We start from the raw sequence: 26,265 nt of genomic DNA, 5'->3' as shown, positions 1-26,265 counted from the left end.
CCCGGTGCGGTGAGAATCGCACGCCGGGTTCGGAGAGCGGTCCGGGGAAACGGACCGGGAGCAATCCCGGCACCGCGCCCCGGGCCGACTCACCAAGCGGATGCGGCGGAGCCTGGCCCGGCGGAGCAGAGCGTTGAAGTGCCGGGTGAGGGTGGCTCCCTCGATCGGGGCACCGTCGGGCCGGGTGAAGATGTAGCCGCTGTCCTTCCAGCAGGCACCCGCCGCTTCGCGCTCCTGGCGCTGCCGTTCGCGGTGCTGTTCAAGTGAGTGCAGGCACGGCGTGGGTAGGGCGATGCGCCGTTCGGAGCTCTGAGTCTTGGTCGGCAGAGCGGTCAGGCCGCCGGTGTTGGTGCGCTGGAGGGTGCGGCGGATGCTTGCGGTGCCGCCGGCCAGGTCGAGGTCTTCCCAGCGCAGGCCGAGGAGTTCGCCCTTGCGGAGCCCGGTGCGCAGAGCGAGTTCGAACAGCGCGTGCAGACGGTGGCCGTGGGTGGCGGCGAGGAACGCGCGGGCCTCCTCGGTGGTGAGGGGTTCGAAGCGGCGAGGGCGGGGTGTGCCCATGCGGACGTTGCGGGCGACGTTGCGAGGGATCTCCTCCTCCCGGACGGCGTGCTCCAGGGCGGACTTGAGCACGGAGTGGACGTAGGCCAGCGTCAGCGGGGACAGCCGCTTGGAGCAGCACTTTCCGATGGCGCAGCACTGTGGCTGTTCGCGGGCGGTGTCGAGGCCACGTGAGCAGCACTGGCAGGTGGTGCGGAGTCGGTCGAGCCAGGTGCGGACGTCCTTGGCGGTGAGCTTGGCGAGCTTCTTCCGGCCCAGGCCGGGGATGAGGTAGAGCCGGGTGCAGGCGGTGTAGCGGGTGTGGGTGTTCTCACGGAGTCGGTGGACGGCGACGGTCTCCAGCCAGTAGGTGAGGAACGCTGCGACGCTGCCCTGCGCGGAGGGGGCGGGTATGCCGCGGTTGCTGGTGGCGATCTTCTCGGTGAGCTTGGCCAGGGCGTCTTTGCGGGTGGTGCCATAGACGCGGACGCGCTTGCGGGTGTCGCCTGTGGCGAGGACGTAGCCGGCGGCTTCCCAGCGTCCGTCCTTACGCTCGTAGACGGTGCCGTCGCCGTTGGCGCGGACCCTGCGCGAGCCGGTGCTGGGGGTGGGGTTGGTGTCGGGGGTGGTCATCAGGCTGCCTCTTCGAGGTGGTGGTGGACGAGGGCGGTCAGAGCATGGGCAGGGATGCGGCGGGCGCGGCCGATGGTGATCGAGGCCAGTCGCCGGGTGCGGATGAGGTCGTAGACGGTGGAGCGGCTGATCTTCAGGCGTGCCATGACCTCGGGAACGGTGAGGAGTTCGGCGTCGGTGGTCACGCGATCGCCCCCGTCTGGACGGGGGTGGTCAGCGGGTCGGTGGAGTGACCGGCCCGGTCACCGGAGCGCTGTGCGTGCCTTGGGCGGGTCGGTTGCTTGGGCCGAGGGCGTGGTGGGGTGGCCAGGAGGTCTGCGAGGTGGGCGAGTTCGGGCAGGAGGCCGGTTCCGGCGTACTGCCAGTGCGAGATCACCAGCGTCGTGTCCGCGCCGCCGCGCCGCCCGTCCTTCGCGCGGTGACCGGCGCGGCGACAGGGGCCGAGGTCGGTGTGACCGGCGATCAGGTCATCGCGGTCACCGGGCCGGTCAGTGACCGACCGGCCCCCACCGATCGGCAGCCCGGCGTGCCGGTCGACCGTTGCCGGGTCGGTCGGTGTCGGGGCAGCGGTTTCGGGTTGGCGGGTGCGCCAGGTGGTGCGTTCGGCTCGGAGGTGGGTGAGGGTGGTGGAGTAGTGGCGGGTGCGGGTGGAGAAGTGGCCTCGGAAGCCGAGCATGTGGGCCCACTGGCGCAGACGTAGGTGGGCATACTCGGGTCGGGCACCGAGGTGCCAGGCGGCGTGGATCATGCGGCGGGCGTGGTCGGTGAGGTCGTGCTGGGCGAGTTCGGCCAGGAAGCGCAGTCGGCGATCGAGAGTGCCGGTGGTGGTCTCGGCTCCCTTGGTGGCGTACTTGGCGATGTAGGCGGCGACGTGCCGGTCGGTGACGGGGGCGTCGCCGGTGAAGTCGGCGCTGCGGATCGCGCGGACGTCGATCTGCCGCCCGAACCGGAACGCCGTGGGCTCCGGCGCCTGCGCCTGGTCGGCCTCCCCAACCCCGGGGGCGGGGCTGGGGGTGTGTCCGGCGGGCTGCGGTTGTCCGGTCCTTGAAGGGCGCTGGTGGTGGACGCGGGTGCGCTTGGCGGCGGCGCGGACGGCGTGGTCGAGGAGGTCTGTGGTGGCCCAGGTGGGTGGGGTGCTGGCGGGTCCGGTGGGTCCGTCGATGCGGATGACGGTGTGGAAGTGGATCTGGCCGCGCTTTGGTATTCGGCGACCTTGGCGTAGGAGAGCGTGGCGTGGTGGCGCAGGGTGCGTTGGGTGAGTCCGGCGGCGTGGGCGATCTCGCGGCGCAGGTGGGTGGTGAAGCGGGCCCACAGGGCGGGGGCGTGTGCGTTCCACAGCACCGCGCCGGTGTAGTCGTACCGCTGCGGGTTCAGCGGCGTGCCGAGGAGCGGGTCGCTGTCGCCATGGCGGGTGCCGCAGGTGCAGGGGGTGGTGCCGGGTTGGTTGTGGACGGGTCCGAAGCCGGGGGCGGTGAGGGTGGCGAAGACGCGGGGATGGGTCGCGACGGTGGCCGGGACGGTCTTGCCGCCGCGTAGTCCGGCGGCGATGAGCTGGTAGGTGTCGTAGCGGTAGAGGGTGGAGCAGGCGGGGCAGCGGGTGGTGCGGCGGTTGCCGCAGCGCACCAGGAGTTCGCCGGCGGGCAGGTGGCGGGTGTCGAGGTGGTCGAGGATCTGGCCGGTGGCGGTGTCCAGGCGGGTGCGGTGTCCGGTCATGCGGATCGGGCGGGCGCAGCCGCCCAGTGAGCCGATCTGGCGGGCCAGGGGTGCGAGGTATCCGGCGGCGGCGAGCTTGGCGAGCCTGGCGGTCAGCCGCGCCCGGCGTTCCAGCGCCGAGTCCCTACTTGCGGACGCGTCGGCCTTCCTGTCATGCGTCGGTGCGGCGAACGCCGTGCTGGCGGGAGTGGAGGTGGTTGCGGGGGTGGGGAGTTGGAGCTGCGCGGGCATGGGGACAGACCTCCGGCAGGAGTCGGGAGAAGAGGAGAGGCGATTGAGGGGCGACCCGGGTGATCGGTGCACGTGGGCACGGTGCGCGTGACGGCGGGCGCGGATGGTGGGCCGGGGACGTCTGGCCTGGTCAGCGGTGGTGTTCACCAGCGGTGCGTGAAGGTAGCATCGCTTCAAGCGCGCATTCAAGTGCATCCCTCCTCATCTATTTCGGTGGCCGGTGGCGACGCGAGTACTGTGGCCCCGGTCTTCCGTTTTGGACCGGCCGGATTTCGGTGGTAGAGGCGCAGAGAAAGCGGGGTGACCTGCGGTGACGGTGGGGCGGCGGGGGCGCAGGCCGGCGGGCGGCACGGTGTTGCTGACGTTCGAGGTCATCGCCGAGGCCCTGCGGGAGCGGATCCGCTCCGGGGAGCTGAACCACGGGGACGCGCTGCCGACGCAGGCCGTGCTGATGGCGGAGTACGGGGCCTCCAGCCTGTCCGTGCAGAAGGCCATGGCCCTGCTGAAGCAGGACGGCTACGCGATCTCACGCCCCGGCAAGGGTGCCTTCGTCGCCCACCCCGACGCCGACGGCGACTCAGGTGACGGGGAGGCGGGGCCCACGCCCGTCGGCGGGACGGCGGCGCGCGTCGAGGCGCTGGAGCTGGCACTGGCCGAGACGCTTGATCAGCTCACCGCTCTGCGTGCCCGCGTCGAGGCCCTCGAAGCGGACGGCACCGAGCGAGACCGCTGACCCGTCGGCCGCTGGACGGTCAGGGGCTGGAGCTGTGCGTCCAGATTTTCTCTACGAGGTTCAAGGCGGGCCCCGCCCGCTGGAGGTGGCCCGACGTCGCCGACCGACCCAGGGTCGATGCAGAACCCGAGGTCCATATGGGTGTCGGCGGTCAGCTTTCTGCCAGGTCATGAGCGGCTCGACTGGTGCCCGATGGGAGCAAGTTGTGGGGCAAGCGCTGCTTACCCCAGCACCGCCCAAGGTCGGAGCAAGTTGTGGGCTATGGACTCCTTGCCCGCGCCGCACAGCAAGTTGTCGCCTGCGACCGTCCTACGGCCGGATCGCGGGCAACCGGGTCGGCCAGGGGTCCGACCCGCTTCTATCGTTGGGCTCGCCGAAGGCGGTGGCCAACGTCGCCTCCGGCACGGAGCATAGATTCCCGCCGACCCGTCCACGCACGAGCCGCGCTGTGCGCCGAGACGCCGACCGCAGCAGTTCGGGTGGCCCCCTGTGCGGTCGCGATGGTCAGGACGCCAGCAGCTCGGCGACCTCAGGGACGTCGCGGAACGCCCGCAGCCGGTCCAGCACGATCCGCGTGCGCTCCGTGGTGCGTTCACTGCCGCTCTGCCCCAGGGCGAGCATCCTGCCAGCCGTCCCCGCCGCCGCCTCGGGCTCGTTCGCATCGGCGTAGGCCACGGCCAGCCATGATAGGTACAGCGCCAACTCCCTCGCGTGACTGGCGTCGTAACGACCCAGGACGTCCGTCAGCAGCGGAACGGCGCGAAGCGGCCGGTGCAGCTCGGTGTAGACGCGGGCCTCCATGACCTGCAGTTCCCCGGCGTCCATCCAGTACAGGTACGAGGGCGACTCGGTACCGGCCGAGTCCTGGGCGAGGGCCTCGCTGGCTTCCCCGAGGGCAGCCATCGCCGGGCGGTCCTGGCCGGCGCGGGTGTGCGCCCAGGCCACCCGGTCCAAGTACAGCGCGCGGGCCTTCGCCGGAGCACCGGGACCGGCCTCCTCAACGGCGGCAGCAGCAAGGTCCACCGCGTCGCGGGGGCGTCCGGTGTTGCTCCACTGGTAGGCCAGCGAGCCCGCCACATTCCCCGACAGCACCCCGTCCCCGGCGGCACGGGCGGCACTGATCCCGAGCCGGTAGATCCGCTCCGCCTCGGCATGCTCGCCCGCATCGGAGGCGACCCAACCGGCGATCTGCGCCAATTCGCCAATCACCCTTAGCAGTTCGCGGCCCACCTGCTCGGTGTGGGCGCCCTCGCGGTAGAGCGTGACCGCCGCCCGCAGTTCCCGCAGGGCGGGGGCGATCAAGTCCTTCCCGTACACCACATCGTCGGCCAGCCGCAGGCCGTGAACCCGCCGGGCCAGGTCGGCGACCTGCCCGGCGCCGATCCGCCGGCCGGTACGCGCACTCAGCGGGGCCAGGGGGTCGCCCTCGGGCAGGAAGTCCGCGACGGTCAGCACCCGAGGCGCGGGCTCGGGAGGGCGGACGGCCTTGGCGGCCTCCAGCATCTCCCGGGGGACCTCCAGCACCTGGGCGAGGAAGGGCAGCCACTCGCGCGGGAACCGCGTGCCGATCTCCCAGCGGGACACGTCATTGCGCGTCGGCGGGACACGCCCGGGAGCGGCCTGGGCCAGCGCGTCAGCGAGCCGCTGCTGACTCCACCCCCGCGCCTGACGCAGCCGCCGCACCAGCTCCCCGACCGATTCCCTTACCACCTGGCCAGCTTGGCAGACAGCAGGGCAGACAGGCTGGCTACTCCGAGATGTCCAGGCCAACGAGACCCTGAATCGACAGAGCCAAACCGAGGAAGGGACCGCAGCATGGCCGAGGAGGCGACACGCCTGTTCGACACGAGCACGGTGGAGCCCGCAGCGGAGGAACTGCGTCTGCTGCCGTGGGCCAACCCGGACGGGCTCCCCTGCTACTTGAGCACCGACGGCGGGGGCTACCTGACGACGCTCGCCGACGGCATCGAAGACGTCCAACTCACCATGGGCCAAGAACTGCTGGACCACGCCCGGGGCGTCCTGGCCCCCGGAGCGCGGGCGCTGACGGACGCCGAGTACCGGTGGCTGGCGTGCCGGCTGACCGAGGCCCTGTCGGACGCACTCAGGGTCGCGGACTCACGCGGGCAGCGCATCCCCGCCCCGCCGGACACCGCCGAGGCCGACGGCTCTGACGAGCAGGGAGCGCACTGATGGGCACGACCACCCACTACCGGTTCCGCGAATACACCGTCACCACCGTCGAAGACCCGATGGCACTTCTGACCTTCGAGGCCGTCTGCGTCACCGGAGAAGAGCAGGACTGCGCAGCCGCCTCCGGCCAGACGCACACCCCCGAGGAACTGACCCGCTGGATCGCCGCACACTGCGCCCAGACCGGCCACACAACCTACGAGCGCACCACCCGCGCCACCCTCCGTGCCGAGCCCGGTGAGTGGAAGTGAGACCCCCGGGCGCCAGCACCTCACCGAGAGCAGCACGCGGGCGCCATTGTGATCAAGTGGTCTATACCTCTGACGGCAGTAGTGACGGCAACAACCACGCACACCAGGGCACAACCATGGACCCCGACGGACCATCAAAACGCCGCTGACCAGCAAAGAAGCAGCTAGAGCCGGACACCGCGCCACACGTACTATGTACTCGCGGGGACGACGCCGATCCTCGTCCATAACGACAAGTGCGATACAACAACTGGCTACCGAACGCAGACCAGCCACCCTGACAGCCAGCGACTTTCCGTCGATGAGGCGGGTAATGTTTCGGTGCATGGAGATGGTTATCTCTATGTGAATCTGTCCGGTGACATAGGGCATTCCATCGCGTACCGAGGGGCAAATTCTGAGATCATCGCTTTCGATTTGCCGAAATCCTACGTCGATGAGCTGACCTCATCTGTGGCACCCCAGCGCAAGCCGCGAGGTTGGAGCGGATCTCAACGCGAGTGGAATCAATACGTCCAGAGTAGTGTGCAGAAGTCTGATGAGCCTGGGCTATATGGAATTCCCGGGAGTATGCTCGATAAGTTTGAAAGCATGATTATTCCGGGCTCTGGGCGGATCCTTGGAGGAGGCGGAGAGTGAGCGCCGAAGTAATAGAGATGGAGCTTCTTCGGCTGCGCGGCCGAGGACTGAGCGATATGGTTCCCGCCGCGCTCGGGGCAGTCGACGTGCTGGTAGATGAGCTGCTTGAGCCGCAGGCGTACCTCAGTAGAGTGGTTGATGTCCTCGTAGCCGCTGTCTCTCTGGCGGGCTCCGTGACTTTCGACCAAGACTACCTAAGCGAGGATTCGATCCCGGAATGGTTTGTGCGGGTGTGCGCTGCCAGCGAAGGCGAAATGGGATTGGCTGACGCTGTTTCCCTGTGCGGAAGCGAGAGGTATCAAGAATCCCATAATGAGGGCCCTTGGGATTTGCAGGAGTGGCTATTCTCATTCGATCCGGGACGCCGCCCATGGGCTTGGTGGGGAGGCGCCATCTCGGGCAGGCGGGTCACTCTATGGATTGACACTCATGGTGAGCCAGTGATCGCATCGCATAACTTTCGATGGCTAGCCTACGTTGCCGGCGCCTCCTCGGTGAGCGCGCTGGAGCTAAGGCGGGCTGATAGCTGGCAGGCTGCGCGAGAGGGCCACTGAATAGAAACCGTAAGTAAATGATGGAAGCCCCGCCGGATTTTTCGCTAGCGGGGCTTCCGTGGTGTCTGACGGCAGTAGCTGACGGCAACGTCAGCGGACGGGTGCCGCGCCAAGTGGTCATTCGTCGCCGTCGTCAGGCTCGATGTCGGCCTCGGGGGGCCTTCCGAGCGTGCTGGAGGCGAAGCCGGACGTGGGCGTACACGGTGGCGGTGACACCGATGTGGCCGTGGCTCAGGAGCTCCTTCGTCGATATACCACTCCAGTGAGCATGACCGTGTGCTGCACGGATACCATATGGCGATCTGTTTATCTTTGTGAACGGGATGACATGGCAGACATGGAAACCGAGCAGCCCGCCGAAAGATCCAGCGGCCTCCAGGCGATTTGGGCCAACACTCTGGAGCCGGTTGCTCCGCTTCCCTGGTACCGAAGGGTGCCGCGTACGGCCTGGATCGCGGGCGCCGTAGTCGTCGCCCTGTTCACCGCACTCACCTGGGTCGTTATGACTGGGGCGGGAGCCCTGCCGAAGCACCGGATCGTGCTGGCGGACCGGATCGGAGACCAGCAGCGGATGCCGGATGATGAAGCCGTGAAGGTCATGCGTGGCGACTTGGAGAAGAACCTCACCTCGGCGAATCCGGTCCGGGAGGTGACGGCGGCCAGCTACGGCACCATCGGGTCGAGCAAGAGCACCCTGCTAGTCGCTGGGAAGACTGGAACCTTCTCAGACGCCAGGGGACAGTTGGACGAGTACTTTGCCGGAATGTCCGGCACGATCGACGTACCCGGAGGTGCGACGGTGGCCGACCGGCAAGACTACCCGGCGGGCCCCCTCGGCGGCGCGCTCGACTGTGCTGTGCTCCCTTACCCGGACGCGCCCCAGACCACCTGCGCGTGGGCGGACGGAACAACGGTCGGCATCGTCATCGACGAGACAGGTGCGAGCCGGCCGGAGGACCTGGCCAAGCGAACGATGGAGATCCGTGCGGCCGTCGAGGTCAAAGCTGGGGACTGACATCGTGAAGTCAAAGGTTCTCATCGATTAGGCCGTTGATGTAGATCTACAAAAAACGGCTCTGACCGGAGTTCCGTGAAATCCCAGGTCAGCGGCATGCACCAGGATTGTTTCCCCACAGGATGACCCGCGCGTGGCTCTCAGCTCGATCGAAGATCTTCTGTTCCCCGGAGTCGATGTCGAACTGGAACGGCTGACCGCTGGCCCCGAGGTCGTGCTGCTGGAGGCGGCCGCGTGCGGCCCGGACCGGAGACGATGCCCGGCATTTCGTGCGGAAGGACTCTGGCCTAGCCAAGGCGGCCGAGAAGTGCGACAGCTTCCCGCTGGACCTCTCGTACTGATGGCCGATGGCGGTACCAAGCCGATTGATGAGGTCCGGCCAGGCGACGCCGTAGAAGCAGGGAATCCGCAAACCGGCGAGACAGCGGGGAAGCCAGTCACTGACAAGATCGTCACCCCGGACGACTCCCGGTTCACCGACCTCATCCTGGCCAAGACCGACAAGAACGGCACGCCAGGCACGGAGATCAAGCTCACCTCCACCGCCCACCACCCCTGCTGGGACGACACCACCCACCGCTGGACAACGGCGGACGACCTTCAGCCTGGTGGCCAGCTCACCACCCCGGACCACGGACACGTCACTATCATCTTCGATCACGTTGCGATGATTGGCATCATGACTTGCTGCCTCACCGGCCAAGACCACTCCCACCTGGCGCGGACCCTGAACCCCGGCAGCAGGGACGAAACGCCCAGTGAGGCAATTCACTTCACGGGTCGGGGTGGGGTTGCGTAGGGCCGGATGCGGCTCCGGCCCACGCTGGTGGGAGCCGGAGCCGCTTTGCCTGGGAAAGGCTCTCCCCTGGTCTGCAGTTTGAAAGCCCGCCGACTTGCTGTTCGGCGGCGGGATGGACTGGCGGATGCTCTGCGGCTTGGCCGGATGGGAACGTCATGGGAACGACGTGGCGGTGCTACCGAGTGCAAGGCAGTGCAGCACGAAACTGCTAGCGCCATCCTGAGCTGGGGAAACACTCAGGACAGTGCCGGATGGTGCAAGGCGGCGCGGGTGACTTGACGACTCATAATCCCTTGGTCGTGGGTTCGAGTCCCACCCGCCCCACCTCTGCGACGTGTGACGAGTGTCGTACGACTGTCCGCGGACAGCTCCTGAGCTGGAGTTTCACCGCCCGTGACGACGGAAGTCTAGAGCCCGGCCGGCTTCTCCCGGCCCGTGGCGCGCCGGAATTCACCCGCCCGGTGGGCATCGGCCCCGGAGCCGCCCGACGGCTGCCTCCCGCCCCCGCGGACCCCCCTGCGTACGGATCACCTGCCGACCCCTGGCGCTCTGCGCGAAAAAAGTGATATCACTTTGACAGCTCAAGCGGATACTCGTACTGGGGGACGGTCCCATGACCACACCGCGTTTCGCCGTCGAGGACGGCCCTGCCATCGACCTTCCGGCTCCGAAGATCACCGAACGGGTCATCACCGGCGCCACCGGGCTGCCGGTGCTCGGCGGTGCGCTGCTCGGCGTGCTCGTCGGGTTCGGCGCGCTGATCGCCGGAGGAGTCCAGATCAGCGGCGGCAGCAAGGGGTTGGGGGTGCCGCTGGTGGTCCTCGGGCCGCTGGTGGTGCTCGGCTCGCTGCTGCTGCTGTGCGGGCTGACGGTCATCTCGCCCGGCGAGGCCCGGGTGGTCCAGCTGCTCGGCCGCTACCGCGGCACCATCCGGTCCGCCGGTCTGACCTGGGTGAACCCCTTCACCAGCCGTCGCCGGATCTCCACCCGGATCCGCAACCACGAGACCGAGACCACCAAGGTCAACGACGCGGACGGCAACCCGATCGAGATGGCCGCCGTGGTGGTCTGGCAGGTCGAGGACACCGCGATGGCGGTGTTCGAGGTGGATGACTACGTCGACTTCGTCGCCATCCAGACCGAGACGGCCGTACGGCACATCGCCACCAGCTACCCGTACGACGCCCACCACGAGGGGCAGTTGTCGCTGCGCGACGGCGCGGACGAGATCGCCCGCAAGCTCTCCGCCGAGATCGCGGCCCGGGTCGCCTCGGCCGGTGTGCGGGTCATCGAGTCCCGGATCACCCGGCTCGCCTACGCGCCCGAGGTCGCCCAGGTGATGCTCCAGCGGCAGCAGGCCGGGGCCGTGGTGGCCGCCCGGCGGCTGATCGTCGAGGGCGCCGTCGGTATGGTCGAGGAGGCGCTGGACCGGCTCGCCGAGCGGGACGTGGTGGAGTTGGACGAGGAGCGCAAGGCCGCCATGGTGAGCAATCTCCTGGTGGTGCTCTGCGGCGACCGGGGCACCCAGCCCGTCGTGAACACGGGCTCCCTCTACCAGTAAGGGCGTGGCGTTGGCGACGGAACGGAAGAAGCTCCTGCTGCGACTGGACCCTTCAGTTCACGACGCACTGGCCAGGTGGGCCTCGGACGAACTGCGCAGCACCAACGCGCAGATCGAGTTCGTGCTCCGACGCGCCCTCACCGACGCCGGCCGGATGCCCAGTGGTGCGGCCGGGCTTCCCCGGCGCGGCCGACCGCCCAAGGAGAGCCCGGAGAGCGGCGGTTCCGAAGAGGACTGACCGCAGCTGCCGGGCCACCCAACAGATCTGCCGGATCGTCAAGATCTTTCGGAGACCGAGATGGACCTGCCCGTCAATCTGCCCGAGAAGCTCTACCTGCTCGCGTACGACCCGCGCCGCGAGCGGACCACCCAGCACTCCTCGCTCAACCTGCTGCTCCAGGCGGCGGCACTGACCGAACTGCTGCGCCGGGGCCTGCTGTACGAGGAGGGCCGCAAGGCCGTCGCCCGGGTCCGCGGCGGCGAGGTCGAAGCCGGCCTCGACCCCTACAGCGCCCGCCTGTTGGGCCAGATCAGGGCGACCCGCCCGCACGGCTGGAGCACCTGGGTCGGCCGCGCCAAGAGCGCCGGCCGCGACCAGCCGGTCCGCTGGGTCCGGGACGGCCTGGCGGACGCAGGCCGGATCACCCTGCGGCCGCACCGGGTGGCCGGGCTGTTCCCGGTGACCCTGGTCACCCTGGATGACCCCGGGGCGCGCGAGGCCCTGGCGGCCGCCGTCGCCGGGGCGCTGGAGGGGCCGCTCAGCCGGGTCGACCCGGCCGACGCGGCGCTGACCGCCCTGGTCGCGGCGGGCCGGCTGCGCTCCGTCCTCAGCGCCCGGCAGCGCCGCGAGCACCGTGCCCGGATCGCGAAGCTGGCCCCCGCGGCCGGCCCGGTCCCGCGCGCCCTCGGCAAGGCGCTGGCCTGGCAGATGGCGGGCCACGCGGCGGAGAGCGCGGCCGCGGGGTGACGGGCCGCCCACGGGGGTGACGGCCCGTCCCGGGGCAGCGGAGCCCGGTCGCCGGTCAGGCGGCCGGGCTCCCGGCCGTCCGGGGCCCGGACACGCCCTAAGCTGGCCGGGTGCTCGAACCCGCCCTGCTGCCGACCCCGCTGGTGGACTGCACCGACGAGGCCTTCGCCCGGGCCGGGGTGGAGCTGCGACTCAAGCGGGACGACCTGCTGCACCCGAGCGTCCCGGGCAACAAGTGGCGCAAGCTCGCGCCCAACCTGGCCGCCGCCGTCGAGCAGGGCCACACCCGGCTGCTGACCTTCGGCGGGGCCTACTCCACCCACCTGCGGGCGGTCGCGGCAGCCGCCGGGGCGCTCGGACTGGAGAGCGTCGGGCTGGTGCGCGGCGAGGAACTGGCCGACCGGCCGCGCAACTGGTCGCTGCGGGCCGCCGAACGGTCCGGGATGCGGCTGGAGTTCCTCACCCGGGCCGCCTACCGGGAGGCCACTGGCCGGGCCGGTGCCGGGGGCGGTGCGGAACTGCAGCGCCGCTGGGGCCCCTGCCTGGTGCTCCCGGAGGGCGGCTCCAACGCCCTGGCCGCGATCGGCGCGGCCGCGATCCCGGCCGAACTGCCCGACCTGGACGGGCGCGACGTGGTCTGCTGCCCGGTCGGCACCGGCGGCACCCTGGCCGGCATCGCGGCGGGCCTGCCGCCGGGCGCGCGGGCGCTCGGGGTGGCCGTGCTGCGCGGCGGCGAGGGGTACCTGGAGGCGGAGGTCGCCCGGCTGCACCGGGCCGGGTTCGGGCGCGAGTTCGACAACTGGCGGATCGACCACGCCCACCACGGCGGCGGCTACGGCAAGGTCCTGGCCGAACTCGCCGCCTTCGCGGGGGAGTTCGAGCGCCGCCACGACATCCCGGTGGAGCGCCGGTACGTCGCCAAGCTGCTCGCCGCACTGGCCGACCTGGCCGTGGCGGGCGCCTTCCCGCGCGGCACCCGCCTGACGGCCGTGGTCACGGGCCTGCCGGACCCGCAGTGATCGGCTAGGACCCGAAGGTCAGGTTGGCGCACGGATCGGTGTCGGCGCCCCGGGTGTTCTCCGCTATGCCGGTCGGGACCCCGCTGGGCATGGTGCTCGGCGCGCCGCTGGGCGTCGCGGAGGGCGAGGAGACGGAGTTCAGCTGGGTGCCGGCGGCCTGGTAGTCGGCGCCGAGGGTGACGGTGATGGCGCCCGAGCCGGGCTCCTCGACCGCGCGGGCGCCGGGGAAGAGCGCCGCGACCTGGTCGGCGGTGGTCTTCAGCGTCGGGTCGTAGCCGACCTCGGTGTGCTGCTTGCCGGGGTTGTTGGCGCCGAGCGAGACGTTCTGGAAGCCGCGCCCCTTGAGGGTCTCGGCGCCGGAGCCGGCCAGTCCGGCGGTGCCGACGCCGTTGACCACGGTGATCGGGGCCGCGGCCTGGTCGGGGGTGAGCGGCGCGTTCGCGCCGGAGCTCGCACTCGGCGATGCCGAGGCAGAGGCAGAGGCGGTGGCCGCGCCGGTCCCGGCGGTGCTCTGCCCGTCCAGGGTGCGGTCCTCCCGCAGCAGCTTCCACAGCTCGTCGGCGTCCGGCTGGACCAGCCGCACCCGGTCCCCGGCGAAGCGCCAGGGGGCGGTCACGAAGGTGACGTCGGAGAGCTTGATGTCCTCCACCGAGCGGGCGAAGTCCACCAGCTTCATCGCGGTGCCGAGCCCCTCGTCCACGGTGAGCGACTTGGTGGCGGCGTCGGCCAGCGGCAGCAGGGTGGGCAGCGAGAAGCCCTGGTCCTGGACCTTCTTGATCATGGAGGAGAGGAAGGCCTGCTGGCGCTTCATCCGGCCTATGTCGGAGTTGTCGCCGATGCCGTGGCGCGCCCGGAGGTAGTCCACCGCGGACTTCCCGGAGAGCTTCTGCAGCCCCTTCTTGAGCTGGATGCCGTACTCGTTGACGTCGTTGGGCACGCAGGCCTCCACGCCGCCGATGGCTTCGGTCACCGCGGCGGCGCCCTTGAAGTCGACCACGATGGTGTGGTCGACCCGCAGCCCGGTGATCTTCTCCACGGTGTTCTGGGTGCAGGCCGGGTTGCCCTTGGGGAGCTCGCCGAGGCTGAACGCCGAATTGAACATCTGGTCGTTGCGCGGCTTGCTCCAGGTGCCGTCCGCCAGCTTGCAGGACGGGATGGTGACCAGGGTGTCGCGGGGGATGGAGACGCCGACGGCGTGCTTGTGGTCGGCGTAGATGTGCACCAGGATCGCGGTGTCCGAGTTGCCGACGCCCTCGTCGCCCCCGCCCAGCGAGTTGTTGCCGTCGTCCCGGGTGTCGGAGCCCAGCAGCAGCACGTTGACCGGCACCTGGGCGCCGGGGCTGGCCGGGACCGGGGCCGGCGGGCGCTCGGTGGCGACGCCGCCCGCGTCGAAGGTGGTGATGTTGCTGTCCAGCCGGTGGTAGAACCAGGCTCCGGCTCCCACGACCGACAGCACCAGAACGGCGGCCAGGCCGATGGCGGTCCGCAGGTAGCGGCGACGGCGCGTGCTGCTGCTCATCCTCCGGTGCCCCCCGTTTTCAGTTTCCAGCGTTCGATGTTCGAACGTTAGACGCTCCGGAAGGCTGTTCGGTTACCCCCGAGGGGCGGGGGAATCGACCCGCAGGGCTGTGATACTGGTCACGCACCCGGGCCGGAGGCGCCGGTGAGCATCCGCCGGAGCAGGTCCCGCAGCACCGTCCGCTCCTCGGGGCCGAGTGCGGCGAGCGGCTCGCGGGCGAAGTTGAGCGACTCGCGCAGCTCCTCGGAGGCGGCCGAGCCGGTCTCGGTGGCGGCGACCAGCTTGACCCGGCGGTCCTGCCGGTCGGCTTCCCGGGTGACGAAGCCGCGGGCCTCCAGTCGGTCGACGATGCCGGTGATGTTGGAGGGCTCGCAGCTGAGCGTCTGGGCGATGTGCCGCATCGGCAGCGGGCCGCGCCGCAGCAGGGCGAGCACCTTGGCCTGGGCGCCGGTGAGCGAGCGTGCGGCGGCGGCCTCCTCGTACTCGCGGTGGAAGAGCGCGACCAGGTTGGCCATCAGATCGACGACCTCACGGGTGATCTCGTCGGACTGCGGCGTGGCGACCTCGGTCTGCTGAGTGTCCATGCCGCAGAGTCTACCTGAAAAGTTGACAACATGAACCTTTCATGCCCATCGTTACTTCAGTTCCTCAACCTTTCACCTGCCGAAACCCCATCCAAGGAGCACCTCCATGGCAGAGCAGGCCGCCCCCGCCACCGCCCGTGAATGGCACCTCGCCGCCCGCCCCCAGGGCTGGCCGGTGCCCACCGACTTCGCCCTGGTCGAGGCCCCGGTCAGGACCCCGGGCCCGGGCGAGATCCTGGTCCGCAACACCCACCTCTCGGTGGACCCGTACATGCGCGGCCGGATGTCGGCCCGCAAGTCCTACGCAGAGCCGTACGAACTGGACAAGCCGATGCTGGGTGGGGCTGTCGGCCAGGTCATCGCCTCGCAGGCGGAGGGTTTCACCGAGGGTGACTACGTCCTGCATGGGCTCGGCTGGCGCGAGTACGCCACCCTCGACGCCAAGGCGTCCGTCAAGGTGGACCCGAACGCCGCGCCGCTCTCGACCTATCTGGGCGTGCTGGGTATGCCGGGTCTGACCGCCTACGCGGGTCTGACGCGGATCGGGGAGATCAAGGCCGGCGACGTGGTGTTCGTGTCCGGCGCGGCCGGTGCCGTGGGTGGCATCGTCGGCCAGATCGCCAAGCTGCAGGGTGCGGCGCGAGTGATCGGCTCCGCCGGCTCGGACGAGAAGGTCAAGCTCCTCGTGGAGGAGTACGGCTTCGACGCCGCGTTCAACTACAAGAACGGCCCGGTTGCCGAGCAGCTTCAGGCTGCGGCTCCCGACGGCATCGACGTGTACTTCGACAACGTGGGTGGCGAGCACCTGGAAGCTGCCATCGAGGCGATGAACCTTCACGGCCGCATCGTGGTCTGCGGCATGATCTCGCAGTACAACGCCACCGAGCCCACCCCGGCCCCGCGCAACCTCGCGCAGATCATCGCCAAGCGCTTCCGCATGGAGGGGCTGCTCGTCGGCGACCACTACGACCTTCAGCCGAAGTTCGTCGAGGAGGTCTCGGCGTGGGTGCGCTCGGGTGAGCTCAAGTACCGCGAGACGGTGACCCAGGGCATCGACAGTGCGGTGGACGCCTTCCTCGGCCTGCTCAGCGGGGACAACGTCGGCAAGATGCTGATCAAGCTCCCGGAGTAGCTTCGAGAACGCCGCCCAGGCCTTCATCGATCTGCTGCGCGGCGTCAACACCGGCAAGATGGTCGTCCGCCTGGACGGCTGACCCCACGTCAGGAGTCCGAACCGCCCCGCCGCCCCCGACCGGGCGCGCGGGGCGGTTCGCGTGCACGGCGCGGGGGATCCGGCCGCACTACCGCATTCCGGCCGGATCCGAAAGTGCGTCATCCATCCTGCGGCGCCGCGCGGTACGGTGGTCCCGCCTGGCGATGGGGCCGTTCGGGGGAGAGATCCGGCCGAGGGGTAGACCTCGTTGAGGATTCGACTAGCATTGAGCGAAGGCTTGTCCGTTTTGCTCAATTTAGTAGCTTAATGTCGGCTAACGTGGGTAACTGTGGATCAACTGCAGGCACGAGGCAGCTGGGGAAGGCGACCCTCGTCCAGAGCCTGGAGGTCCCGGTGACGACACGTGGAGTTCTGTACATCCACTCCGCGCCCCGCGCGCTGTGCCCGCACGTCGAGTGGGCCGTCGCGGGGGTGCTCGGTGTACGGGTGAGCCTGGACTGGATCCGCCAGCCGGCCGCACCCGGGCACTGGCGCGCCGAGCTCTCCTGGCAGGGGGAGCCCGGCACCGCCTCGAAGCTCGCCTCCGCGCTGCGCGGCTGGCAGCTCATGCGGTACGAGGTGACCAGCGAGCCCTGCGCCACGGCGGAGGGCGAGCGGTACAGCAGCACGCCCACGCTCGGCATCTTCCACGCCGTCACGGGCATCCACGGCGACATCCTGATCCCCGAGGACCGGCTGCGGGCCGTCCTGCTGCGGGCCCGCAGCGAGGGGGCCGACCTGGAGGCCGAGATCTCCCGGCTGCTGGGCAAGCCCTGGGACGACGAGCTGGAGCCGTTCCGGTACGCGGGCGAGGGCGCGCCGGTGCGTTGGCTGCACCAGGTGGTCTGAACGGCCGACGGGTACGACGAAGGGGCCGGCGCTCACGGAGAGCGCCGGCCCCTTCGGTGTGGGCGTCAGCGGGTGCGGAAGGCCAGCACCACGTTGTGGCCGCCGAAGCCGAACGAGTTGTTCAGCGCGGCGATCCGGCCCTCGGGCAGCGGGGTGGCCTCGGTGACGATCTTCGCGTCCACATCGTCGTCGAGCTCCTCGACGTTGATGGTCGGCGGGGCGACCCGGTGGTACAGCGCCTGCACGGTGGCGACGGTCTCGATGCCGCCGGCGCCGCCCAGCAGGTGACCGGTCATCGACTTGGTGGCCGAGACCAGGATGTGGTCGAGGTCCTCGCCCAGCTCCTTGCGCAGCGCCTTCAGCTCGGCGGTGTCGCCCTGCGGGGTCGAGGTGGCGTGCGCGTTGACGTGCACGATCTCGGCCTTGTCCAGCTCGTTGCGCTCGAACAGGTCGGCCAGCGCGCGGGCCACGCCGGCGCCGGTCGGCTCGGGCTGGGCGATGTGGTGGGCGTCCGAGGACAGGCCCTGGCCGACCGCCTCGCAGTAGATCCGGGCGCCCCGGGCCTCGGCGTGCTCCAGCGACTCCAGCACGACCACGCCGGCGCCCTCGCCCAGCACGAAACCGTCGCGGGCCTTGTCGTACGGACGCGAGGCGCGCTCGGGGTCGTCGTTGTTCTTGGACATCGCCATCATGTTGGCGAACGCGGCGATCGGCAGCGGGTGGATCGCCGCCTCGGTGCCGCCGGCCACCACGACGTCGGCGCGGCCGCTGCGGATCATCTCGATCGCGTAGCCGATCGCCTCGGCGCCGGAGGCGCAGGCGGAGACGGGGGTGTGCACACCCGCGCGGGCGCCGACCTCCAGACCGACGTTGGCCGCCGGGGAGTTGGGCATCAGCATCGGGACGGTGTGCGGGGAGACCTTGCGGGCGCCCTTCTCCTTCAGCACGTCGTACTGGTCGAGCAGGGTCGTCACGCCGCCGATGCCGGAGGCGATCACGGCGCCCAGGCGCTCGGGGGCGAGCTTGGAGGACTCGTCGGTGGCCGGGGTCTCGAAGCCAGCGTCGGACCAGGCCTCGCGGGCGGCGATCAGCGCGAACTGGGCGGAGCGGTCCAGCTTTCGGGCCAGCGGGCGGGGCAGGATCTCGCCCGGCTCGACCGCGATGCGCGCGGCGATCCGGACCGGCAGGTCCTGGGCCCACTCCTCGGTCAGGGCCGCCACCCCGGAGCGCCCGGCGACCAGGTTCTCCCAGGTCGTGGCGGCGTCGCCGCCCAGCGGCGTGAAGGCGCCGATACCCGTGACGACCACGGCTCGGTTTTCAGCGGTCACTGGTTTCTCTTCTTTCACGTTCGTGCGGGGTCGGCGGCGAGCCGAAGAAGGGTCCGGCCGGGCGCCCGGTGGGGCGTCCCGGCCGGGGGGTCGGCCTGACTCGGGGGAGCCGGACCGATGGGTCAGCCGTCCGAGGCGTGGCTCACGCCGGACGGACTGGGCGACTCGAACGAGTCGATCGCTCAGGCGGCGTTGGTGAGGATGTAGTTCACCGCGTCGCCGACGGTCTTCAGGTTCTTGACCTCGTCGTCCGGGATCTTGACGTCGAAGCGCTCCTCGGCGGCGACGACGACCTCGACCATGGACAGCGAGTCGACGTCCAGGTCGTCGGTGAAGGACTTGTCCAGCTGGACGTCCTCGACCGGGATGCCGGCGATCTCGTTGACGATCTCGGCGAGACCTTCCTGGACCTCGTTCTGCGTAGCCATACTGGCTGCTCCTCTTCGGTGTTGAACGTGTCCGACCGTCGGCCGAACACGGGCTTGTGGATGGATCGGGGCGAAACGCGCCTAGGGGAGCGTAACGACTGCCGCGGCGTAGACGAGACCCGCCCCGAACCCGATGATCAGCGCGAGGTCGCCGCTGTGGGCCTCGCCGGACTCCAGCATGCGCTCCATCGCCAGCGGGATGGAGGCGGCGGAGGTGTTGCCGGTCTCGGCGATGTCACGGGCGACCGGCACCGACGCCGGCAGCTTGAGCGCCTTGATCATGGCGTCGGTGATCCGCATGTTGGCCTGGTGCGGGATGAAGGCGCCGAGCTGGTCGGCGGTGATCCCGGCGGCGTCCAGCGCCTGCTGGGCCACCTTGGCCATCTCCCAGACCGCCCAGCGGAAGACCGGCTGGCCGTCCATCCGCAGGGCCGGCCACTTCTGCTCCTCGCCCTGGCCGTTGATCGCGTCGGGCTTGGCGAAGGCGGTGTCCCAGGCCTGGGTCTGGCTGATGACGTCGGCCTGCGAGCCGTCCGAGCCCCAGATCAGCTTGCCGATGCCCGGCGTGTCGGACGGGCCGACGATCGCGGCGCCGGCGCCGTCGCCGAAGATGAAGGCGGTCGAACGGTCCGACTTGTCGGTCAGGTCGCTGAGCCGCTCGACGCCGATCACCAGCACGTAGTCGGCGTTGCCGCCGCGGACCATGCCGTCGGCCAGGCCCAGGCCGTAGCCGAAGCCGGCACAGGCGGCCGAGATGTCGAAGGCCGGGGCGGTGCCGCAGCCGAGCCGCTGGGCGATCTCGGTGGCGATCGCGGGGGTCTGCTTGAGGTGCGAGACGGTCGAGACGATCACGCCGCCGATCTGCTCGGGGGTGATGCCCGCCTGCGCGATGGCCTTGCCCGCGGCCTGCACCGACATCTCGGCGACGCTCTCCTCCGGGCCCGCCCAGCGGCGCTCGGCGATGCCGCTGCGGGTGCGGATCCACTCGTCCGAGGAGTCGATCCACTCCAGCACCTCGGAGTTGGGGATGACCCGGACCGGGCGGTAGCCGCCGACCCCGAGGATCCGGGAGTACTGCGCGCCGGTGGCGGGACGGATCTGGGGCTTGGTCATGCCTGCTCCTCCTGGTCCTGACCGCCGTGCTCGGCGACGAGCTCGCGGGCCTTGTCCAGATCGGCGGGGGTCTTCAGGGCGAGCGTGGCGACACCCTTGAGGTTGCGCTTGAGCAGCCCGGTGAGCGTGCCCGCGGGGGACAGCTCGATCACGGCGGTCGCGCCCAGTCGGCCGAGGGTCTCCATGCAGAGGTCCCAGCGGACCGGGTTGGAGACCTGCGACACCAGGCGCGCCAGCACCTCGGCGCCGGAGTCGACGACCCCGCCGTCCTTGTTGGACACGTAGCGGACCTGCGGGTCGGCCACGGCCAGGCTCGGGGCCAGCGCGGCCAGCCGCTCGACGCCCGGGGCCATGTGCTCGGTGTGGAAGGCGCCGGCCACCTTGAGGGCGATCAGCTTGGCGCCGGCCGGCGGGTCCGCCTTCAGCGCCTCCAGCTGGGCCAGCGTGCCGGCCGCGACGATCTGGCCGCCGCCGTTGTTGTTGGCGGCGGTCAGGCCGTGCTCGGCCAGCTTCGCCGCGACGACCTCCGGGTCGCCGCCGAGCACGGCGGTCATGCCGGTCTCGGTGACGGTGGCGGCCTCGGCCATGGCCCGGCCGCGCTCACGGACGAAGGTCAGCGCGTCGTGGGCGCTGAGCACCCCGGCGCCGGCCGCGGCGGTGATCTCGCCGACGCTGTGGCCGGCGACGGCGCCGACCAGCTTGCGGGCGTCCGCCTCGTCCGGGAACAGCTCACGGGCGGTCACCAGACCGGCGGCGACCAGCAGCGGCTGGGCGACGGCGGTGTCCTTGATCTCCTCGGCGGACGCCTCGGTGCCGGCGTGCACCAGGTCGAGCCCGGCGACCTCCGACCAGCCGCGCAGGCGGTCGGCGACACCGTCGAGCTCCAGCCAGGAGCTGAGGAAACCGGGGGACTGGGCACCCTGTCCAGGGGCGACGATTACGAGCACGGTTCAACCCTCTCTCGCCAGGCGCCCAGGGGCGGGTAGGCGACGGTAACGAAGAAAACCATCCGGGATTGTATGGTCCCTACACCCCGGCTCGGCCGGGCTCCGCGGCGGAGGTCAGCCGGCCGAGGGCCAGTGCGATCCGCAGAGTGAACGCCGAACGTACGTCGGAGGGGGCGTACCCCGTGACGTCGGTCACACGTCGCAGCCGGTAGCGCACCGTGTTGGGGTGCACGAAGAGCATCCGGGCCGCGCCCTCCAGCGAGGACGCCTGCTCCAGGTAGACGCTCAGCGTCTCCAGCAGGGCGGATCCGGCCTCGTCCAGCGGTGTGTAGATCTCCTCCACCAACTGGCGGCGGGCGGCCTGGTCCCCGGCCAGCGCCCGTTCGGGCAGCAGGTCGTCGGCGAGCACCGGGCGCGGGGCGTCCGGCCAGGCGGCGCAGGCGCGCAGACCGGCCGCGGCGGCGTGCGCCGAGCGGGTCGCCGAGAGCAGGTCCGGCACGGTCGGGCCGATCACCACCGGGCCCGGCGCGAACTGGCCGATCAGCGCCCGGGCGGCGTGCACCGGCTCCTTGTCGCCGCCGACCACGACCACCAGGCGCTTGCCCAGCACCCCGGTCAGCACGTTCAGCTTGGCGTACCGGGCGGCCCGGCGGATCGCCTCGACCACCAGCTCGCTGTCGCCGTCCGGCGCGCTGCCCATCACCACCCGCACCTGGCTGGGCTGCCCCCAGCCGAGCGCGGCGGCACGGGACAGCACGCCCTCGTCGGCGTCGCCGGACAGCAGGGAGTTGACCACCAGCGCCTCCAGCCGGGCGTCCCAGGCGCCGCGCGCCTCGGCCGCCTGGGCGTACACCTGGGCGGTGGCGAAGGCGATCTCCCGGGCGTAGACCAGCACGGACTCGCGCATGTCCGCCTCGTCGCCGGGGGCGGCCACCTCCTCGATGGCCTCCTCCATCACCTCGATCGTGGTGCGGATCAGCTCGACGGTCTGGCGCAGCGTGATCGCCCTGGTCAGCTCGCGCGGGGCGGTGCCGAAGACGTCGGTGGAGATCGCCCGGGCGGCCTCGGGGTGGCGGTACCACTCGGTGAAGGCGGCGATGCCGGCCTGGGCGACCAGGCCGATCCAGGAGCGGTGCTCCGGCGGCATCCGCCGGTACCAGCCGAGCTGGTCGTCCATCCGCGCGATCGCGGCGGTGGCCAGCTTGCCCGAGGACTTCTCCAGCCGCTTGAGGGTCGCCGCCCGGCGCTCGGCCCGCTCGGCGGCGTTTCTGCGCTCCTGCGCCGTCAAGCGGGGCGCGGGGCGGCCGGGACGGTCGCGGCCGGCCCGGGGAGCGGGGCTCTTCCCGGTGGGTTCGGCTGCGGGACTGGGTTCGCTCTTGGAGTTCGCGGAAGCGGCTGGCACAAGGACAAGACTGCCTCACGCGAGTGACTGCTCGTGCACACCCCCCGGCGCAGGGGCGCGGTGGCCCCGGTCACACGGCTACGGTGAGGAGCGTGACCGACGCCCCTGAACGCCCCCGCGCCGACCTGCGCCGCACCGCCGAGCGCTACCGCTCCACCCCCGCCGAGGGCATCGAGACCCGACACGCGTTCTCCTTCTCCGGCCACTACGACCCGAAGAACACCCACTTCGGCGCGCTGCTCGCGTGCAACGAGGAACTCCTCGCCCCCGGCGCCGGGTTCGAGGAGCACAAGCACCGGGACACCGAGATCCTCACCTGGGTGCTGGAGGGCGCGCTGGCCCACCGGGACTCGCACGGCCACAGCGGGGTGGTGCGCCCGGGCATGATCCAGCACCTCAGCGCGGGCTCCGGGGTCACCCACACCGAGCGCAACCTCGGCGGCGCCACCGGGCCGGTGCGCTTCGTCCAGATGTGGCTGCAGCCGGACGAGTTCGACTCCGCCCCCGGGTACGGCCTGCGCAAGGTGGAACCGGCGGACGGCGGGTTGACGCTGCTGGCCTCCGGCCTGGAGCGGGACGCCGGGACGGGCGCCCTGCGGCTGCGCCGCCGCGACGCCGCGCTCTGGCTGGCCACCGCCGGCCCGTGGCAGCCGCTGCCGCAACTGCCCGGGGCACCCTGGCGGTACGCGCACCTGACGGCCGGCTCGCTGGGCTACCGGACGATCCCCGGCCCCAAGGGCGGCGGGCGCTCGATGGTGCCCGGCGACAGCGTGCGGATCACCGGAGAGGCGTTCGCCGACCCGACGGCGGGCGAGACCGGCGCCGAACTCCTGCTCTGGGAGATGCACTCGCCGGTCTCGTACGGCTAGCCCTTCGGCTGTTCAGCCCTTCGGCTCGGCGAGCTCGGCGAGCTCGGCCAGGACGGCGTCGGACAGCGGCGGCCAGGCGTCGACCGACCAGGGGCCGAAGTCCCGGTCGGTGAGCGCGATGCAGGCCGCGCCGGCCTGCGGGTCGACCCAGAGGAAGGTGCCGGACTGGCCGAAGTGGCCGAAGGTCTCGGGGGAGTTGGCGGTGCCGGTCCAGTGCGGGCTCTTGCCGTCGCGGATCTCGAAGCCGAGGCCCCAGTCGTTCGGGCGGCGGTGGCCGTAGCCGGGGAGCACGCCGCTGGTGCCCGGGAAGGCGACCTCGCGCGTGGCGCGGCGGACGGTGGACGGGTCCAGCAGCTTGGGGGACTGGAGTTCGGCGGCGAACCGGGCGAGGTCGGCGACGGTGGACAGGCCGCCGGCGCCGGCCGGGGACTTGCTCGCGGTGTTGATCAGGGTGTCGTGCATGCCCAGCGGCTCGAACACGGCCTCGGCGGCGTACTGGTGGAACGCGATCCCGGCGGCCTCGGCCAGGGTCCGGGCGAGCACGTCGAAACCGGCGTTGGAGTAGAGCCTGCGGTTGCCGGGCTCGGCGTACACCCGGTCCTCGTCGAAGCCGAGGCCGGAGGTGTGGGCGAGCAGGTGGCGGACGGTCGAGCCGGGCGGGCCGGCCGGGTCGTCCAGCTCGAACACGCCCTCCTCCAGGGCGACCAGCGCCGCGTAGGAGGTGAGCAGCTTGGTCACCGAGGCGAGCGGGAAGAGGTGCTGCTGCGGCCCGTGGGCGCCCAGCACCGCGCCGTCCGATCCGCGGACCACCGCCGCGGCGGCGTGGGGCACGGGCCAGTTCTCGATCATCCGCAAGCTCTCCATGCCGTCGACTCTAGTCGGGGCCGAAACCGGGTGGCGGGGCCACCCGGCTGGGCGGCTTGCTTGGAGTGCACTCCAACTCGGTAGCGTCATTCTCGTCACAGGACAGGGGGAATCGATCATGGCCACAACCGCACGTGCCCAGGCCGGTCTGCGCAGCTGTACGGAGGTGTTCAACCGCCCGGTCGGCGACCCGGACCGGACCGCGCGGCACACCATCAGCGAGGTCTCGGCGGCCAGCGGTCTGACCGCCCACACCCTGCGCTGGTACGAGCGGATCGGCCTGCTCGACCCGGTCGACCGCGCGGTCGGCGGCCAGCGCCGCTACAGCGACGGCGACCTGCACCGGCTGGCCTTCCTGGGCCGGCTGCGGCTGACCGGGATGTCGGTGGCGGACATGCTCAAGTACGTCGACATGGTCCGCCGCGGCGAACAGACCTACGTCGAGCGCCGACAGCTGCTGGAGGCGCAGCGCGAGGAGGTCCGGCAGAAGATCGTCGACCTCCAGGCCACCCTGTCCGTCCTCGACTACAAGATCGATCTCTACGCCGGGAAGATCGTCGACGCCGCCGGCACCCCGGTCCAATGCCAGTACTACCGAGTAGAGGAAGAGCAGAGCGCATGACTCACCCCCTCCTTCCCACCGCCCCCCTCGGCACCGACGGCCCGCTGGTGGGCGTCCAGGGCCTCGGCTGCATGGGCATGAGCGAGTTCTACGGCCCGACCGACTCCGACGAGGCGCTCGCCACGCTGGACGCCGCCCTGGAGGCCGGCGTCACGCTGTTCGACACCGCGGACATGTACGGCTCCGGCCGCAACGAGGAGTTCATCAGCCCCTTCGTCCGGGCCAACCGCGACCGGGTGCTGGTCGCCACCAAGTTCGCCATCGAGCGCGACCCGGCCGACCCGACCAAGCGCGCCATCCGCAACGACCCGGCGTACATCCGCACCGCCGTGGAGGGCTCGCTGCGCCGCCTCGGCGTGGACGTGATCGACCTGTACTACATGCACCGCCGCAACCCGGAGGTGCCGCTGGCCGAATCGGTCGGCGCCATGGCCGAGTTGGTCCAGGCCGGCAAGGTCCGGCAGCTGGGCCTGTCCGAGGTGACCGGGGCCGAGCTGCGCGAGGCGCACGCCGTCCACCCGATCGCCGCGGTGCAGTCCGAGTGGTCGGTGTTCGCCCGCGACGTCGAGCGCTCGGCGGTGCCGGCCGCGGCCGAGCTGGGCGTCGCCTTCGTGCCGTACTCGCCGCTCGGCCGCGGCTTCCTGACCGGCGCGTTCCAGGACGCCGCGGCGCTCGCGGCGGACGACTTCCGCCGCACCCACCCGCGCTACACCGGTGAGAACGCCGTCGCCAACGGCGAACTGCTCGCCCCGCTTCGGGAGATCGCCGGGGCCCACGACGCGACGCTCGCCCAGGTCGCGCTGGCCTGGGTGCACCAGCGGGCCGAGGTGCACGGGCTGACCGTCGTGCCGATCCCGGGCACCCGCAAGCGCATCCGACTGGCCGAGAACACCGGCGCGGCGACCCTGCGGCTGAGCGCGGAGGAGCTGGCGCTGCTGGAGCCGCTGGCCGGCCGGGTGGCGGGGGACCGCTACGCCGACATGCGCAACACCTCGGTCGGGCGGGAGTAGTGCCGCCGGGGCCCGGGGAGTCGGCGACTCCCCGGGCCCCGTTTTCCTCAGCCCTCAGCCCTCAGTCCTCAGCCCTCAGGCCTTGCGGCCCATCCAGGCGGCCAGCCGGGCGTGGACGTCGGCGTCCTCGGCGACCGGCTGCACCGCGCCGAACGGGGTGCCCTCGACCCGGCTCTCCGGCGGCAGGACCACCTCGGCGACGGCCAGCGCGGTGCGGGCCACGTCGTCGTCCAGCACGAAGCCGTTGTCGAGGGCCGTGGCGATGTCCCAGGAGTGGGTGGCGAGCTCCATCACGTAGCCGCCGACCGCGATCGCTCCGGGCACCTCGCCCCAGGGGGCGAAGGTCGGGCGGCCCAGCTTGGTGTCGTCGGCCCAGGCGGCGGTCACCCGGCCGCGGGCCCGGTCCAGTGCGGCCGTCCAGCCGTCGTCCGACGGGTCGTCGATGGCGGCCACGACGTCCCGGGCGTGACCGCCCTCACCCATGTACGCGAAGCGGTGGATGCCGCCGATCACGTGGTTCAGCAACTGACGCAGCGTGTACTCCTCGCAGGGAGTGGGCCGGTCGAGATCGGCGGGGGTGACGGCGGCGAACAGCCGCTCCAGCTGGCCGAGGGCGGTCAGGTACTGCGGACGGGCGTCCTGGACGGCGCTCATCTGTGATCAGCTCCCTTG

General features: G+C 71.0%; 26 protein-coding genes and 1 pseudogene. 14 read left to right on the top strand and 13 right to left on the bottom strand.

From position 1 onward, the window contains the following. The 3 genes and pseudogenes from ACIG5E_RS21470 to ACIG5E_RS21460 form a co-directional block, all read right to left on the bottom strand. The coding region (locus ACIG5E_RS21470; RefSeq protein WP_396535562.1) for a tyrosine-type recombinase/integrase at nt 1-1,170 on the bottom strand (1,170 nt) is incomplete at its 3' end. Then, entirely contained in the window at nt 1,170-1,355 is a 186-nt protein-coding gene (locus ACIG5E_RS21465) for a helix-turn-helix domain-containing protein (protein WP_396535560.1), read from the bottom strand. The genes ACIG5E_RS21470 and ACIG5E_RS21465, both read right to left, overlap by 1 nt. After that, nucleotides 1,352-2,883, bottom strand: a pseudogene (locus ACIG5E_RS21460) (replication initiator). The gene ACIG5E_RS21465 and the pseudogene ACIG5E_RS21460 overlap by 4 nt, the downstream one beginning before the upstream one ends. A gap of 583 nt (nt 2,884-3,466) precedes the next feature. Between ACIG5E_RS21460 and ACIG5E_RS21455 the strand changes: the two are divergent. Further along, nucleotides 3,467-3,847 carry a winged helix-turn-helix domain-containing protein gene (locus ACIG5E_RS21455; protein ID WP_396535558.1) on the top strand — a complete coding sequence of 127 codons (381 nt, stop codon included), beginning with the start codon at nt 3,467-3,469 and terminating at the stop codon, nt 3,845-3,847. A 504-nt stretch (nt 3,848-4,351) separates the two neighbouring features. Here the strand turns inward: ACIG5E_RS21455 and ACIG5E_RS21450 are convergent. Then, nucleotides 4,352-5,530: a transcriptional regulator gene (locus ACIG5E_RS21450; RefSeq protein ID WP_396535574.1), complete on the bottom strand. Its 1,179-nt coding sequence runs from the start codon at nt 5,528-5,530 to the stop codon at nt 4,352-4,354. 132 nt (nt 5,531-5,662) lie between these two features. Here ACIG5E_RS21450 and ACIG5E_RS21445 point away from each other — a divergent pair, with 132 nt between their 5' ends. The 8 genes from ACIG5E_RS21445 (at nt 5,663) to ACIG5E_RS21410 (ending at nt 12,845) form a co-directional block, all read left to right on the top strand. Next, entirely contained in the window at nt 5,663-6,040 is a 378-nt protein-coding gene (locus ACIG5E_RS21445) for a hypothetical protein (protein ID WP_396535556.1), read from the top strand. Next, the gene (locus ACIG5E_RS21440) at nt 6,040-6,291 is read left to right on the top strand and encodes a hypothetical protein (RefSeq protein WP_396535554.1); all 252 of its coding nucleotides are present in this window, start codon (nt 6,040-6,042) and stop codon (nt 6,289-6,291) included. The genes ACIG5E_RS21445 and ACIG5E_RS21440 overlap by 1 nt, the downstream gene beginning before the upstream one ends. 1,455 nt (nt 6,292-7,746) lie before the next feature. After that, on the top strand, nt 7,747-8,499 hold the full coding sequence (locus ACIG5E_RS21435; protein ID WP_396535552.1) for a hypothetical protein: 753 nt from the start codon (nt 7,747-7,749) through the stop codon (nt 8,497-8,499). 133 nt (nt 8,500-8,632) lie between these two features. After that, complete coding sequence (locus ACIG5E_RS21430) at nt 8,633-9,298, top strand: Hint domain-containing protein (RefSeq protein WP_396535550.1); 666 nt, start codon at nt 8,633-8,635, stop codon at nt 9,296-9,298. Nucleotides 9,299-9,911: 613 nt separating this feature from the next. After that, on the top strand, nt 9,912-10,859 hold the full coding sequence (locus ACIG5E_RS21425; protein ID WP_396535548.1) for an SPFH domain-containing protein: 948 nt from the start codon (nt 9,912-9,914) through the stop codon (nt 10,857-10,859). Between the two features lie 4 nt (nt 10,860-10,863). Continuing rightward, nucleotides 10,864-11,097 carry a hypothetical protein gene (locus ACIG5E_RS21420; RefSeq protein ID WP_396535546.1) on the top strand — a complete coding sequence of 78 codons (234 nt, stop codon included), beginning with the start codon at nt 10,864-10,866 and terminating at the stop codon, nt 11,095-11,097. Between the two features lie 60 nt (nt 11,098-11,157). Continuing rightward, a complete protein-coding gene (locus ACIG5E_RS21415; RefSeq protein WP_396535544.1) occupies nt 11,158-11,826 on the top strand; it encodes a GPP34 family phosphoprotein in 669 nt (222 codons plus the stop codon). Nucleotides 11,827-11,936: 110 nt separating this feature from the next. Then, a complete protein-coding gene (locus ACIG5E_RS21410; protein ID WP_396535542.1) occupies nt 11,937-12,845 on the top strand; it encodes a 1-aminocyclopropane-1-carboxylate deaminase/D-cysteine desulfhydrase in 909 nt (302 codons plus the stop codon). A gap of 4 nt (nt 12,846-12,849) precedes the next feature. Here ACIG5E_RS21410 and ACIG5E_RS21405 read toward each other — a convergent pair whose 3' ends face one another. Further along, nucleotides 12,850-14,364, bottom strand: coding sequence for an LCP family protein (locus ACIG5E_RS21405; protein ID WP_396535540.1), 1,515 nt, complete (start codon nt 14,362-14,364; stop codon nt 12,850-12,852). Between the two features lie 119 nt (nt 14,365-14,483). Next, the gene (locus ACIG5E_RS21400; RefSeq protein ID WP_396535538.1) at nt 14,484-14,948 is read right to left on the bottom strand and encodes a MarR family winged helix-turn-helix transcriptional regulator; all 465 of its coding nucleotides are present in this window, start codon (nt 14,946-14,948) and stop codon (nt 14,484-14,486) included. Nucleotides 14,949-15,054: 106 nt separating this feature from the next. On the opposite strand from ACIG5E_RS21400, the gene ACIG5E_RS21395 reads away from it, so the two are divergent. Together ACIG5E_RS21395 and ACIG5E_RS21390 are read left to right on the top strand one after the other, a co-directional pair. Then, complete coding sequence (locus ACIG5E_RS21395) at nt 15,055-16,080, top strand: NADP-dependent oxidoreductase (protein WP_396535536.1); 1,026 nt, start codon at nt 15,055-15,057, stop codon at nt 16,078-16,080. Between the two features lie 435 nt (nt 16,081-16,515). Then, entirely contained in the window at nt 16,516-17,010 is a 495-nt protein-coding gene (locus tag ACIG5E_RS21390; protein WP_270147090.1) for a DUF3145 domain-containing protein, read from the top strand. Nucleotides 17,011-17,075: 65 nt separating this feature from the next. On the opposite strand, the gene fabF is transcribed toward ACIG5E_RS21390, so the two are convergent. The 5 genes from fabF to ACIG5E_RS21365 all read right to left on the bottom strand — a co-directional run bounded on the left by fabF (nt 17,076) and on the right by ACIG5E_RS21365 (nt 22,114). Beyond that, on the bottom strand, nt 17,076-18,338 hold the full coding sequence (gene fabF / locus ACIG5E_RS21385) for a beta-ketoacyl-ACP synthase II (protein WP_396535534.1): 1,263 nt from the start codon (nt 18,336-18,338) through the stop codon (nt 17,076-17,078). A 182-nt stretch (nt 18,339-18,520) separates the two neighbouring features. Then, the gene (locus ACIG5E_RS21380; protein WP_030287575.1) at nt 18,521-18,766 is read right to left on the bottom strand and encodes an acyl carrier protein; all 246 of its coding nucleotides are present in this window, start codon (nt 18,764-18,766) and stop codon (nt 18,521-18,523) included. An 81-nt stretch (nt 18,767-18,847) separates the two neighbouring features. Next, the gene (locus ACIG5E_RS21375; RefSeq protein WP_396535532.1) at nt 18,848-19,879 is read right to left on the bottom strand and encodes a beta-ketoacyl-ACP synthase III; all 1,032 of its coding nucleotides are present in this window, start codon (nt 19,877-19,879) and stop codon (nt 18,848-18,850) included. After that, the gene (locus tag ACIG5E_RS21370; RefSeq protein WP_396535530.1) at nt 19,876-20,826 is read right to left on the bottom strand and encodes an ACP S-malonyltransferase; all 951 of its coding nucleotides are present in this window, start codon (nt 20,824-20,826) and stop codon (nt 19,876-19,878) included. Before ACIG5E_RS21370 ends, ACIG5E_RS21375 begins: the two co-directional genes overlap by 4 nt. Nucleotides 20,827-20,905: 79 nt before the next feature. Continuing rightward, nucleotides 20,906-22,114, bottom strand: a complete 1,209-nt coding sequence (locus ACIG5E_RS21365) for a CdaR family transcriptional regulator (protein WP_046386013.1) — start codon at nt 22,112-22,114, stop codon at nt 20,906-20,908. 206 nt (nt 22,115-22,320) lie between these two features. Between ACIG5E_RS21365 and ACIG5E_RS21360 the strand changes: the two genes are divergently transcribed. Next, nucleotides 22,321-23,097, top strand: a complete 777-nt coding sequence (locus tag ACIG5E_RS21360; RefSeq protein ID WP_396535528.1) for a pirin family protein — start codon at nt 22,321-22,323, stop codon at nt 23,095-23,097. 12 nt (nt 23,098-23,109) lie between these two features. Here the strand turns inward: ACIG5E_RS21360 and ACIG5E_RS21355 are convergent, their stop codons facing one another. Beyond that, the gene (locus tag ACIG5E_RS21355; protein ID WP_396535526.1) at nt 23,110-23,961 is read right to left on the bottom strand and encodes a serine hydrolase domain-containing protein; all 852 of its coding nucleotides are present in this window, start codon (nt 23,959-23,961) and stop codon (nt 23,110-23,112) included. A 118-nt stretch (nt 23,962-24,079) separates the two neighbouring features. Here ACIG5E_RS21355 and ACIG5E_RS21350 point away from each other — a divergent pair, with 118 nt between their 5' ends. Then, nucleotides 24,080-24,583 carry a MerR family transcriptional regulator gene (locus ACIG5E_RS21350; protein ID WP_396535524.1) on the top strand — a complete coding sequence of 168 codons (504 nt, stop codon included), beginning with the start codon at nt 24,080-24,082 and terminating at the stop codon, nt 24,581-24,583. Beyond that, on the top strand, nt 24,580-25,593 hold the full coding sequence (locus ACIG5E_RS21345) for an aldo/keto reductase (RefSeq protein WP_396535522.1): 1,014 nt from the start codon (nt 24,580-24,582) through the stop codon (nt 25,591-25,593). Before ACIG5E_RS21350 ends, ACIG5E_RS21345 begins: the two co-directional genes overlap by 4 nt. Nucleotides 25,594-25,668: 75 nt before the next feature. Here the strand turns inward: ACIG5E_RS21345 and ACIG5E_RS21340 are convergent, their stop codons facing one another. Further along, on the bottom strand, nt 25,669-26,247 hold the full coding sequence (locus ACIG5E_RS21340; protein ID WP_396535520.1) for a TIGR03086 family metal-binding protein: 579 nt from the start codon (nt 26,245-26,247) through the stop codon (nt 25,669-25,671). Nucleotides 26,248-26,265: the final 18 nt, after the last annotated feature.

This window comes from Kitasatospora sp. NPDC053057 (assembly GCF_044546945.1).
Lineage (GTDB): Bacteria > Actinomycetota > Actinomycetes > Streptomycetales > Streptomycetaceae > Kitasatospora.
The sequence above is the reverse complement of the archived record's forward strand: the minus strand, read 5'-3'. Positions and strand labels throughout refer to the sequence as shown.

Bases quoted from the DNA above. Each gene is read 5' to 3' on its own strand.
- ACIG5E_RS21445 (WP_396535556.1), top strand. From the start codon at position 5,663: ATGGCCGAGGAGGCGACACGCCTGTTCGACACGAGCACGGTGGAGCCC.
- ACIG5E_RS21440 (WP_396535554.1), top strand. From the start codon at position 6,040: ATGGGCACGACCACCCACTACCGGTTCCGCGAATACACCGTCACCACC.
- ACIG5E_RS21425 (WP_396535548.1), top strand. From the start codon at position 9,912: ATGACCACACCGCGTTTCGCCGTCGAGGACGGCCCTGCCATCGACCTT.
- ACIG5E_RS21415 (WP_396535544.1), top strand. From the start codon at position 11,158: ATGGACCTGCCCGTCAATCTGCCCGAGAAGCTCTACCTGCTCGCGTAC.
- ACIG5E_RS21405 (WP_396535540.1), bottom strand. From the start codon at position 14,364: ATGAGCAGCAGCACGCGCCGTCGCCGCTACCTGCGGACCGCCATCGGC.
- ACIG5E_RS21400 (WP_396535538.1), bottom strand. From the start codon at position 14,948: ATGGACACTCAGCAGACCGAGGTCGCCACGCCGCAGTCCGACGAGATC.
- ACIG5E_RS21395 (WP_396535536.1), top strand. From the start codon at position 15,055: ATGGCAGAGCAGGCCGCCCCCGCCACCGCCCGTGAATGGCACCTCGCC.
- ACIG5E_RS21380 (WP_030287575.1), bottom strand. From the start codon at position 18,766: ATGGCTACGCAGAACGAGGTCCAGGAAGGTCTCGCCGAGATCGTCAAC.
- ACIG5E_RS21375 (WP_396535532.1), bottom strand. From the start codon at position 19,879: ATGACCAAGCCCCAGATCCGTCCCGCCACCGGCGCGCAGTACTCCCGG.
- ACIG5E_RS21355 (WP_396535526.1), bottom strand. From the start codon at position 23,961: ATGGAGAGCTTGCGGATGATCGAGAACTGGCCCGTGCCCCACGCCGCC.
- ACIG5E_RS21350 (WP_396535524.1), top strand. From the start codon at position 24,080: ATGGCCACAACCGCACGTGCCCAGGCCGGTCTGCGCAGCTGTACGGAG.
- ACIG5E_RS21345 (WP_396535522.1), top strand. From the start codon at position 24,580: ATGACTCACCCCCTCCTTCCCACCGCCCCCCTCGGCACCGACGGCCCG.
- ACIG5E_RS21340 (WP_396535520.1), bottom strand. From the start codon at position 26,247: ATGAGCGCCGTCCAGGACGCCCGTCCGCAGTACCTGACCGCCCTCGGC.